The sequence below is a fragment of the Microcoleus sp. K4-B3 genome (genome assembly GCF_036704615.1).
GTDB lineage: Bacteria > Cyanobacteriota > Cyanobacteriia > Cyanobacteriales > Microcoleaceae > Microcoleus.
The window spans coordinates 45,436-57,637 of sequence record NZ_JAUBSF010000014.1 but is presented as its reverse complement, the minus strand read 5'-3'; the positions used below and the strand labels follow the sequence as shown (position 1 = coordinate 57,637).

9 protein-coding genes are annotated in these 12,202 nt (G+C 44.2%); all 9 read right to left on the bottom strand.

All coding sequences use genetic code 11. From position 1 onward, the window contains the following. Nucleotides 1-108 precede the first annotated feature (108 nt). The 9 genes from QUA78_RS09415 to QUA78_RS09375 all read right to left on the bottom strand — a co-directional run bounded on the left by QUA78_RS09415 (nt 109) and on the right by QUA78_RS09375 (nt 12,202). Nucleotides 109-804 carry an LPS assembly lipoprotein LptE gene (locus QUA78_RS09415; RefSeq protein ID WP_333299935.1) on the bottom strand — a complete coding sequence of 232 codons (696 nt, stop codon included), beginning with the start codon at nt 802-804 and terminating at the stop codon, nt 109-111. 296 nt (nt 805-1,100) lie between these two features. Beyond that, nucleotides 1,101-1,466: a DUF1823 family protein gene (locus QUA78_RS09410; RefSeq protein WP_333299934.1), complete on the bottom strand. Its 366-nt coding sequence runs from the start codon at nt 1,464-1,466 to the stop codon at nt 1,101-1,103. A 150-nt stretch (nt 1,467-1,616) separates the two neighbouring features. After that, the gene (gene gap / locus QUA78_RS09405; protein WP_333299962.1) at nt 1,617-2,648 is read right to left on the bottom strand and encodes a type I glyceraldehyde-3-phosphate dehydrogenase; all 1,032 of its coding nucleotides are present in this window, start codon (nt 2,646-2,648) and stop codon (nt 1,617-1,619) included. 465 nt (nt 2,649-3,113) lie between these two features. After that, nucleotides 3,114-3,422, bottom strand: coding sequence for a P-II family nitrogen regulator (locus QUA78_RS09400; RefSeq protein WP_333299933.1), 309 nt, complete (start codon nt 3,420-3,422; stop codon nt 3,114-3,116). Nucleotides 3,423-3,426: 4 nt separating this feature from the next. Next, complete coding sequence (locus tag QUA78_RS09395) at nt 3,427-4,398, bottom strand: sodium-dependent bicarbonate transport family permease (protein WP_333193532.1); 972 nt, start codon at nt 4,396-4,398, stop codon at nt 3,427-3,429. 203 nt (nt 4,399-4,601) lie between these two features. Further along, entirely contained in the window at nt 4,602-5,336 is a 735-nt protein-coding gene (locus QUA78_RS09390; RefSeq protein WP_333299932.1) for a glutathione peroxidase, read from the bottom strand. A 235-nt stretch (nt 5,337-5,571) separates the two neighbouring features. After that, entirely contained in the window at nt 5,572-6,213 is a 642-nt protein-coding gene (locus QUA78_RS09385) for a Uma2 family endonuclease (RefSeq protein ID WP_333299931.1), read from the bottom strand. 42 nt (nt 6,214-6,255) lie between these two features. Continuing rightward, nucleotides 6,256-8,118, bottom strand: coding sequence for a tetratricopeptide repeat protein (locus QUA78_RS09380; protein ID WP_333299930.1), 1,863 nt, complete (start codon nt 8,116-8,118; stop codon nt 6,256-6,258). Then, on the bottom strand, nt 8,111-12,202 hold the full coding sequence (locus tag QUA78_RS09375) for a tetratricopeptide repeat protein (RefSeq protein ID WP_333299929.1): 4,092 nt from the start codon (nt 12,200-12,202) through the stop codon (nt 8,111-8,113). Before QUA78_RS09375 ends, QUA78_RS09380 begins: the two co-directional genes overlap by 8 nt.

Genomic DNA, 12,202 nt, shown 5'->3' with positions numbered 1-12,202 from the left:
ATCACCGATCGTAAAATAGTTGGCAGTCAGTCCTTGAAGATGAGAGAGGACTGGATACGTTACTACAAACTTAACTATAAATTTTTAACCGGACTTGATAGGATTAGATTATGGCAATTTCTTGGCAATTTCAGCGAGTTTGTTTACCATTTGATCGACCGCTTTGTCAACAGCTTGACTCAACAAAGTATCCTCATTACTGCTGCCAGAATTGCTGCTGATACCTCTGACAGAAATATTAGAATCGCTTTGATCGGATTCTCCTACTGCTTTGGCGGTGGCAAGAATATCTCCTGAAGCTGTACCGATTAACCGCACGTCTATTTGAACGGTAGCTTTGGTTTTTTGCGACCCGGCGCCGATTCCCATGAAACTGCCGCCGCCTGATTGTTTGTCAATATTAAACTTGGTAATGGTGCCGATGAGTACGGCGTCAACTCCTAACTCCTTGCCAATTTCTGCTGCTGTGCCGGCATCCATCGCACCGCTGCGATTTTGCTGTTTGAGCACTTGTTCGAGTTTGCTACGATCGACTACTGTATAAGTGCCATTGTTGACAAGTTCGTTGATTAGCAGTTCGCTGATGCCTTTAGCGGCCCCGACTCCCCTGTAGGAAGTGTAATAGCTGTTGGTGGTGCCGTAGTCGAAGTCCATGACGACTAGGCGCTTTTTGGCAGTAGCTTGGGCGAGTTGGGTTGCGGGTTGGGTGGTGGCTGGCGTGGCGGTCGCGTTGACTGAAACCCCGGCTAGCATTAGGGTAGCGAGGGAAATGCTGGTTAAGCGAGATATGGTGGTTGTTTTCATAAAGGTTTCCTCACAGTGGTTTTGTGCCGACTCTAGGATACTTTACGGAACAGCCCGATGTCAGGGTTGGCGGTGAGGAGGTTGGAATTGGCGATCGGATTTTAGTGTTTTTTGACTTTCAAAAGGCTTAATTTTTGTTAATTAACCGCAGAGGACGCAAAGGAGACAGAGAAAGAAAGGAAGAGTTTAATAAAGGTTTCAATCCTTAATCGGGATTTAGGGGTTTTCCTGCCAAAAAATCTAAGATCTTTGTACTGTAACGCGGGCAACAACCGCACAGCAATCCCAAATACCTCCTAAGCCCCAGCTTCCATAAAACCCATCAACCAATTAGCCATCGTCGCCCTGCGAGTTTGTCTCGGCCCGAATTCCCCAATTTTATAGCCCTTAAACCCCAATTTTTCCTTCAGCAACTGCTTGTTTTCTGGAGGGGTCGATCGAGTCAATTTCACGGTCGCCGGCCTAGAATCGATAAAATCCGGCGGTTCCGGGTATTCTTGGCGCCACTCGGTAGCAACATCAGCACTGTTCCACTTACCAGTCTCGGCATCGCAGCGGTAGCCCAGATAATGCCAAACTAATCGGTTGACGGCAGCATCGTCTATTTCTTCGTTGAGGATAGCCCAAATAGTTTCGTTATTCAGCGGTGGTAATTCAGACATGAGCGCGATCGAATCGGAAACACAAAAAGTTTAACTCACATTAGGTACTATTCTCAGGAACAGGCTTTCGGGCCCGTTCCACAAAAAATCATAGGAATTTGTTTGTGGGGTGGGCACGCGAGCCCGCCCAAAATGCCACCCCACAAAAAATCAATTATTCAAAATTCCGTCCTTCTCGGCCATCGACAGCATCAAGTCAATCACGCGGCAAGAATAACCCCACTCGTTGTCGTACCAAGAAACAACTTTGAAAAACTTAGAATTTAGTTCAATTCCCGCACCTGCATCGAAAATGCTCGATCGCGCGTCGCCCTTAAAATCTGTAGAAACCACCGCATCTTCAGTATATCCAAGAATGCCTTTGAGTTCGCCCTCCGAGGCTTTTTTCATTGCCTCACAAATTTCTTTGTAGCTAGTTTCCTTCCCAGTTTTAAAAGTAAGGTCAACTACAGACACGTCGGGAGTTGGCACCCGCAAAGCCATTCCAGTCAATTTTCCTTTCAATTCCGGCAACACCAAAGTAACAGCTTTTGCTGCACCGGTGGAAGATGGAATAATATTTTGAGCCGCACCGCGTCCTCCCCGCCAATCTTTTTGGCTGGGGCCGTCTACAGTTGGTTGAGTAGATGTCATGGCGTGAACTGTAGTCATTAAACCTTCTTCCAAGCCGAAGTTATCGTCGATCACTTTGGCAATTGGTGCTAAACAATTCGTCGTACAGCTAGCATTGGAAACAACAGTATCTTTTGCCTGGTCAAATTTGTGGTGGTTGACGCCTACTAGATATGTTGGTACTTTTTCAGGATCTTTTGTCGGTGCTGAAAGTATTACTCGTTTTGCTCCCGCCGTCAAGTGTTTTGATGCGCCTTCAAAATCTGTAAACAATCCGGTAGATTCTACAACATAATCTGCGCCGGATTTACCCCAAGGCAATTCGGCAGGGTTTCTAATCGCTGTGCAGGGGATAAATAGTCCGTCAACGACAATCCCGTCGGGTTTGCTTTCAACTTCGCCGTCGTAAATGCCGTGGGTGGAGTCGTATTTGAAAAGATAAGCCAGGTTTTCTGGCGAAACTAAGTCGTTAATGCCGACAAATTTGATGTTGGGGTTTTTGATGCCGGCACGCATGACTAGCCGTCCTATGCGACCAAATCCGTTGATGCCAACTTTTAATGCAGCCATGTTTAAACTCCTCTTGAAAATCTCGCTAGTCGATCGGGCGATCGCCTGTTGTGGCTTAGAATTTACCACGCTAACTGATATTTGCAACTGATTCTTTTCTATATCTTAAGAATTCTGAATTATGCCCGGGTAGCGAAGGGCAATTAATCCTGAAATGACCGCTGGCTAAGGGCTGATGGCTGATGGCTGATGATTGTAAAAGTGCTATAACAGACAGAAATTCTTTTAAAAATCGCCTTTTTAAAATCAGGCTAAAGTAATAATAAAAAACTTCTGCAAAAGCCAAAACAGATTGATATTCTCACCAGTGGCGGCTTTCGGGGCCCGAAGCCTAGGATTAAAGTCACAGATACGCACAAGGACACAGCAATGCCGTGTCCCTACACCGATGGCGTACAATCTATATGTCGCTCTACTTTAGAGAATTGGTATAATCACCAATCACTAATGACTAATGACTAATGACTACCCGACGCACTTAGTAGTTAGCAATTCCACCGCATCTGAAATAAAACACGACCCGCCAAATTTATTGAGCACGGGTCTAATGTTTTCTGCAACTGCTGATATTTGAGCGGGAGAACAAAAAGCAACCACATAAACGTTATCCAGCGCCGTCATTGATGAATTGCGGGAAACGTGATCCCTGGTGCTTTTTCCCGCCACATCACGAATCACCGAATAACCGGGTACGCCAGCTTTGTCTAAACCGTCTAAAATCTTGCCGAGTTCTACTGAGTGGGCTATGATTTCTACTCTTTTGACTGACTCCATTATCTCACCTCCAAAACATATTGATTCCGTATAGATACAGGGGAATGCCTACAATGATATTAAATGGAAATGTCACTGCTAAGGCAGTTGAAATGTAAAGACTTGGATTCGCTTCGGGAACAGTTAGGCGCATGGCTGCTGGTACTGCTATATAAGAAGCACTCGCGCACAAGACGGCAAACAGCAAAGTGTCTCCCTGCGGCAGTCCGATTAATTTGGCTATTAGCAAAGCAATTACTGCGTTGAGTATGGGAATTAGGATTGCAAAGCCGATCAGAAAAATTCCTGCTTCTTGCAAATCTTTAATTCTGCTGGCCGCAACCAGACCCATGTCTAGTAAGAAAAAAGTCAAAACTCCGTAAAATAAGTCTTGAGTAAACGGACTCATAACTTGCCAACCGTGTTCTCCTGTTAGTATGCCCATAATTAGGCTGCCAATCAGCAGAAAAACTGAACTGTTTAGGAATGCTTCTTGCAACACTTCTGGCCAAACTATTTCGCGTTTTCCTTCTTCCCCGCCAAATACACTGACTAGAATGAGACCGACTATAATTGCCGGGGATTCCATTAATGCTAGCGCGGCTACCATGTAACCGTCAAACTCGATCCCCTGTGCTGTGAGGAAGGAGGTTGCGGTGATAAATGTGACGGCGCTGATGGAACCGTAGGTGGCTGCGATCGCCGCGGCATTGTAGGAGTCGAGTTTGATCCTCAGTATAAAAAAAGTATAAATTGGTACTAAGATTGACATCAGCATCGCTGCAAAAATTGTCAGGGCGATTTGCTGGTCAATTCCGCTTTTGGACAGTTCGACGCCGCCTTTAAATCCGATCGCAAACAGCAGGTATAGCGAAAACAGTTTGGGGATGGGCGCTGGAATTTCTAAATCAGATTTGAGAAAAATTGCCAGCATTCCCATGAAAAAAGCTAATATTGGGGGATTTAAGATATTTGACGCTACTAAACTCAAATCCACGATCGTTCACTCCCATTTTTTGCGTTTTTAGTATTACTTCCCCAGTAATTGTTGCACGAGAAGGGATCGATAGAGCGATCGAACTTTTGAAGCGAAAGCTCGACGGGGCTAAATACCGCCAAAAAGGGCAAAGACGCACACTGCACACCCTACAACCAGTAAGGCGTGCACTTCGCACCCGCAGGTTAAGTATTTGTGTTTAACTAAGCAACAGCCAAATAAGACTCTAGGTCTTCGGAACCACCGATCAACTTGCCGTCGATAAATACTTGCGGCACAGTTGTAGCCCCAGTCACAGCCCGGAGCGATCGAGTTGTGGCATCCCGGCCCAAGACGATTTCTTCATAATCCAAGCCATTTTGACTCAGCATTGCCTTAGCCTTAGCGCAGAAGGGACAGCCCATTTTTGTAAACAGCGAAACTACCTTCGGCTTGGCTGCTGCGGAGTTGATGTAGTTGAGCATCGTCTCGGCATCCGACACTTTGAAAGGGTCTCCCGGTTCATCAGGCTCAATAAACATTTTGTCAACCAAGCCATCTTTTACCAGCATCGAATAACGCCAAGACCGCTTGCCAAAGCCTAAGTCTGTTTTGTCTACCAGCATTCCCATGCCTTGAGTAAATTCGCCGTTACCGTCGGGAATTAACGTCACATTGTCTGATTCTTGGTCTTTTGCCCACTCGTTCATCACAAAAGCGTCGTTGACGGAAATACAAACGATTTCGTCTACGCCATTTTCTTTGAAAACTTTCGCCAATTCGTTGTAACCGGGGAGGTGCGTTGACGAACAAGTGGGAGTAAAAGCTCCCGGTAGCGAGAACACTGCTACGGTTTTGCCTGCAAATATATCATCGGTGGTGACATCCACCCACTCGTTGTCTTTGCGAGTGCGGAAGGTGACTTTGGGTACTCTTTGACCTTCTTGGTTCGTCAGCATGATTTTAAATTCTTAGGTACTTAGATTCAATTCTTTTGCTTACTTTAGCGTACTCATAACGAGTATGACTTGTCAAGGGGAGGCGGGTCTTTTGCTCGGACTTGGGCGCGCGCGCGAGCTCAGTTCATTAAAGTCTTTGCGACGATAGTTTGAATCATAGTCCGAATCAATCTCGCGGCGCGCGCGAGCTCAGTTCATTGTCTTTGCGACAGCTAGCAGATTTAAAACTTGCTGTTTAAGTAGGTCGGCAATTCTGTCTCCATTCCTTTGCTGCTGCTAACGGGTGAGGATTTTTTACACATTCTCTCAACATATCGATATCAATTCCCGGTAGCAATTCGCTTTGTGTGATTAATTCATAACCGCAGTTGGACACGAATTCAACCGGAATTTCTTCTCGCAAATGGTAGATAGAAAATCGGTCATTTCGCCAGAACCAAACCTCTTGCACATTCAACCTTCTATACAGTTCTAGTTTATTGATGCTGCCACTGGTAACAATCACTTCAATTACCAAATCGGGAAATTCTTTATCTGTGCCAATACAGTAAGCTTCATCCGGTTCCGTACCGCCACTTTTTTCCTCTTGTCGCAGAGTTGTAGACCCAAAAGGAAAATATTCGACTTCAGCTTCTACAAAGTAAATTTCTAGCAGATTTCCAATGCCAGTTTTGCGACTTTCATGGCGGCGAGAAGGCGACATAATTTCCAAAACTCCATCTAAATAAGTAACTCGATATCCCGCTGTATCTCCAATCCGATTCAGCAGTGTCTCGTATTGTTCCCAGTTGGCGCTATCGGTAATGTAGCGATCTTCAGGATCTTGGCGTTGGAGTGCTTGTTCCTTAAGTAGCGTATCTAGCTCGCTCGTCAGCATCGGTATTACCTCCTTAGAAGTTGTTCTAATCTTAGCTCAACTTTATTCCCAATCAAACTGCCTCCCCAAATATTCCTCTAATTCCTGATTGTAAGGTCGGAAATAATCGCTCAACCTGTCGCGAACCGATTCATTTACCCGCTGATAAGAACCAGGATTAGCATTTTGGTATTCAGACAATTGATATTCCGGCAAATCTAAGAATTCTAAAACTTGCTTGACTGTTGTCGCCGCACCTGCATAAAAATCTTCGCTTTTCAAAATTAGCAACTGTTCTCGGGGAAAGAAAGTCCGCCAGTTTTTGATAAATTCTATGTACCTACCGCGAGCTAAATAATTCCCCGGTTCCTCGCCGATGATGTATTCTGGATTTTGATTCAACCGTTCAACTTCATCGCTAATTGCTCGATCGAGCGATCGCGCTTCCCAATTTAAGCCAGTCAAGCGGTAAAATTGAGAAATCGCCCGATCGACCGGATTTCGTAACAGTACAATCAGTTTCGCCTCTGGAAACAGGCTGTAGAGACGTTCCGGTGCTTCCCGACAGTCAAAATAGCTCGGACTTGCTTCGCCTGTCAAAAATTGCTCTCCCGGAGGCATTGGCGGAAAATGAGCCAAATACCAATCAATCCCTCTGTCAAAGTGCCACGAAAAAAAATCCATCTCCTTTTTAATCGGAGTCAAAATTTGCGGGTGTTGAGCTAAATAAGTATACAGAGAAGTTGTGCCGCACCGTTGAGAACCAATAATTATAAAGTTAGGAACTTTGACTGGTTTTAAGTTCCAATTTTGTATAACAGGTATCTTGCCTGTATCTGCTTGTGGAACAGGCAGCTTGCCTGTTCTCTTACTGATAAGAGATGCAAAACTTTGTTTGTAACTGACAGTTCGATAAAAATCAATCGCCTCGGCAATTTTACCTTGCCTGGTCAAAGCTTCCCCCAAATTCAGATAAGGCCAAAAAGCCTCCGGCTTAGCTGCAACAACTTCGCGGCACAAGTTCTCAACTTCATCTAGCTTGTTTTGCCTAACCAAAACTTCCCACAAATTGTAATAAAACCACCAAGGAAGATCGGGATTTATTTTTATTGCTTGGCAAAATGCCTCCGCCGCTTCCTCCCAATATTTTTGGTGGCTCAAAACAGCACCTAAATTGTAATAAGACCAGCAATCATCTGGTTTTTGAGCGACAATTGCGCGAGATGAGGCTAATGCGCGATCCTCTTCGAGGGCTTCGCTAACGCACTTTTCTTGCTGCTGCAACAACTCTTCTAATTCTGCTGACTGTTCTGCACAACTCGGCATAGTTGTCAATAGCAATTTGTAAATAATAATTCCGCTTTTTGGGCGATCGTACTGTGCTAAATTCTTTCCTAACTGCCAATAAAATTCCCGATTTTCCGGTGTAATTTGCAATTTAAATTGTTCTAACACCAACTTCAAATCAGACTCTGTTTGTCCGACAGCATATCCCAACTTCTCGTAAATTCCTGGCAAATTTTCGTCAATTTCAACAGCTTTTAAATACGTAGCGATAGCTTCATCCCACTGTTTTAGTTTAGTTAAAGCGTCGCCTAAATTGCAAAAAGACCAAGCAAAATCCGAGTTGAGTGCAATCTCGCAGCGGTAAGCAGCAGCAGCCTCTTCCCATCGCCGAAGTTTCAGCAAAGCATCGCCCAGATTGTGATAAGACCAAGAAAAATCAGGATTTAACTCAACAGCTTTTTTGTAAGCAGCGACAGCTTCCTCCCATTTTTCAAGTTTCAGCAAAACATCGCCCAAACTGTGATAAGACCAAGAAAAATTAGGATTTAATTCAATAGCTTTTTTGTACGCAGCAACAGCCTCATCAAACCGACCGCTTTCTTGCAGAGAATTCCCCAAATTATGGTAGTCATTATCCATGCAACACTCCTGCAAAACTAATTAATTTTTCCAGCGAGTTCAAATCCAACCGCATATCTTTATGTAAGGGTTTGATCTGAGTTCCATCATCAACCAAATCGCCAATTAAATGGTAATGTTCCAAACCGCATAAATTGCTAATCATCCAATAACAATACGGAACGTAAAGGGGAGAAAAAATCTCAATTACCTTAGTTCCTGGACTGCAAAAAACTAGATTAGTCAATCCCCCTCCGTGAGGTGCGACAACTACTTTAGCAGCAGCCAAACACGATGCTTGTTCCGCTACCGACATCGTTTCCAACTTGACACTGCGAAACCCAAATTTTTCTAAGTATTTAATTACCTCTTCATCGTTGACAATTCGCCGATAGGATGCTTGTTGGCGGCTGATATAAATTCGCTCTGAATAGTCTGTGTTTAGTGGCTGTTGTTCATTTAAAAATGTCTTTCTGAGATATTCGCACTTCCATTTGGAAACCGCTCCCGATCCGTTATAAGATATTGACGGAACTATTAATTTATCTGCTGTAATGTGTAAATTGCAGCGACTTTCTAAAAGTTTATCTTGAGGAATTCCTAAAGTCTCTAAAGTTTCTGCTTGATAGGGATAATCCCAGGCATTGACAACAAACTTATCTATAGTTTCTATCAATCCGCTCCGCTGTAAAAGGTCAAATCGGGTAATCACATCAAACATCCAATGAAAATAAGCGGCTCCACCCCAGCGAGCAGATAAAAAAGCCACATTTCCATCGACGTGTTCAGCGGCAGGCAATTTGTCGGAAGTGATTACCAATTCCGCACAACCCATTGAAATATCACGAACAAGTTTATTGTCTGAAGTAATTACGGCGGTAGTCACAACATCTGCCCAAGCTCGTCCGTTTGGCAATACGGCAACAAAAGCTTTTCTTGAATGACTTTGATGTTCCCAAAATCTGCTGTTGCTGTCGATTGTTTTGGAATCCGATAAATTGATGTGACTCGCAGGATGGATGTCAATGCAGGTGAGGTTAGGATTGGATTCTGCTGCAACGGTCAAATCTTCTGTAAACCCACAGTATTTTTTGAGAACACTTAAGGGTAATATTTGATTGCTGTATTCTGCCCGATCGCTCTCATCGACTTCTCCTTGTTGTTCCAGAGCATAACCTATATTATCGTAAGCTTCAAACAAATCGGGTTGAATTTGCAGTGCTTGAACTAAATTAGCGATCGCAGGTTCCCACTGCTGTTTGGCAATTAAACTCAAACCCAATCCTTCGTAACACCAACAGGATTTTGGATCGAGATTGATGCCTTGCTCATAAATTGCGATCGCCTTTTCCAATTCCCCTTGCTTCCGCAGTGCATCGCCCAACTTTTTGTAGAGCCAACTATGCTCAGATTCTAGCTCAATAGCACGACCAAAAGCCACTGCTGCTTCTGGCCAATTTTCTTGTGATTCCAGAACTTCTCCCAAACTATTGTACAGCCAACAATCATCGGGATTTAATTCAATAGCTTTGCGGCAAGCCGCCGCCGCGTCCTCCCAGTTTTCCAGTGCAACCAAAGCCTTACCTAATCTATCGTAAGACCAACAAAAAGCGGGATTTAGTTCAACTAACTTGCGGTAAGCAAAAGCAGCTTCCTCCCACTCAGAAAGCTCCATCAGCACATCGCCTAAATTGTTGTAAGTCCAACAAAAATCGGGATTTAACTCAATAGCTTTGCGGTAAGCAGCAGCGGCTTCGCCCTGTTCCTCAATCGCCTGCAAAGTTTCCCCCAAAAAGTAGTAAGCCCAACTAAAATTAGGGTTTAGTGCGATCGCCCGTTGGTAAGCGGCCCGAGCTTCGTCAAACAGTTCTTTCTCTTGCAGAGTTTTACCCAACTTGTGGTAAGTTAAGTAGTTGCCCGACTTAATTTTAATAGCTGTTTGATAGCGGGCGCTCGCCTCATCCAAATAACCCGCATTTGCCGCAATATCCCCCAATTTTTCCCAACCCAGAGACAACAGAGTTTGCTCTTCGCCCAAACTTTGATTGCCGATTTTTTTGACAATCAGTTGATAGCCTTTGTGTACTATTTCTAACTGACTTCCAAACATCTCCAAAAAAACATCTATCCCAATTTTAGTATCTTGCTCCGGGCTGTCGGGAAACGTAAACTGGTAATCGTCAAAAATCATCAATCCCCCAACTTTCACCAACCTCCAAGATAAAATCGCATCTTGCAGAACACTGGTAGGTTTGTGACAGCCGTCAATGTAAGCAACATCGTAATATTCCGAATTCAAATTCACTAACAAATCTTGAGAGTAACCTTGTAATTCAATTACCCTATCGGCCGCTCCCGTTTTAACAATATTGCCCTTAAAATGTTCTTGAAAATACAAATCAATACAAGTAATCTTTGCCGTCGGATGAGTTAAAATATTATCCAGCAGCCAGCAAGCCGACATTCCTTGAAAACTGCCGATTTCCACAACTTGAAAATCCGAAATTCCGGTAAATTCCTGCAAATGCCGTTGCCAAATAGGAATATTGTGGGTAAACCAATCTTGGGTAAATTGATAATCTTTCGCCGCACACTCAGGCCAACCCCTCAATTCGCTCGCTTTTTGGTGGCAAATAATTGCTTCTTCTAATTCCCCTAATTGCGGTAAAATATTTCCTAAATCGTTGTAAGGCTGAGAATTTCTCGGAGCGAGATCAATTTCGCGACGGTAAGTGGCAATTTGTGCGTACAACTCCTGTTGTTTCGCCCGAACCTCCTGGAGTTTTGCGACAACTTCCGCAGCATTGGGTTCAATTTGCAGTGCCATACTATAAAATACGATCGCACCTTCCAACTGCTTTTGTTTCGCTAAACTATTGCCTAAATTTATATAAAACTCCGCTCCATCTAACTCAATTCCCAGCAATTTGTGGTAATTTTTCCCGCTTGCAAGTATCTCAATAGCTTGACAGTAAGTTTCAATTGTGCTGTCTAAACCCGATTCGCTTCGCTTCCGCAAAACATATCCCAACCGCTGATTAATTCCCGTCAAGTTCGGCTCAATCTGAACCGCGTGCAGGTAGGCGCTAACAGCTTCATCCCAGGATTTTTCGCAGGTGAAGGCAATTCCAAAATTCACATAAAACCAAGGAATATTTGGATTGATTTCAATAGCTTTGCGGTAGCAACTAATAGCTTCCTGCCACAGTTTTTTTTGAGCCAAAGCTTCCCCTAAACAATTGTATGCCCAGTAGGAATGATCGTTAATTTCCAGAGTCTGACGGTAACATTTAATGGCTGCATCAAACTCGCGCTTTTGCACCAAAACATTGCCCAAACCCAGGTAAGCACGAGCATAATTTGGATTGAGTTCGACGCTTTTGTTATAACAGGCGATCGCCCGATCGAATTCTCCTCGCTCCGCCCAAGTTTTACCCAAACTGTGGTAAGATTCAAACGAATTTGGATTGAGCGCAATGGCTTGTCGGTAATTGGCGATCGCCTCATCCCACCGTTTCTCCCCGACCAGCATTTCCCCCAAATTGTGATAAGCTGTTGCCAGCTTCGGGTTTAACTTAATTGCCCGCGAATAACATTCAATAGCGCGATCGAACTTTCCCAATTCAACAAAACTATTTCCTAGAGTGACGTGCTCATCAGCAGTTGCCCAATTAGGCTCGATATTAAAAGCTTGATACCAACAGTCTGCTGCCTCTTCTCGCTTCTCTAACTGCGTCCAAACTCTCGCCAACTGCCGATAAGCAGCAGCAAAATTCGGCGCTAGCGAAATCGCTTTTTCACAATTTGCGATCGCCTTTTCCCACTGTTTTCCTTGAGCATACAAACTACCGAGATTAGCGTAAACTTCCGGCAAATTTGGATTACGCTCGATCGCCGTTTCATACCACTGCTTAGCTTGCTCGATTTCACCTCGAACCTGCATCACTTTCCCCAGCGTCTGACAAGCTGTCGCCAAATTCGGTTCAATTTTCAACGCTAACTCGCAAGCAGCAACTGCCTCATTTAACCTTCCTTCGGCTAAATAAACTTCTGCTTGCCGACTCAAATCAACCGCTGCTTTTTCCATCTTCTCAATCGAGGGCAT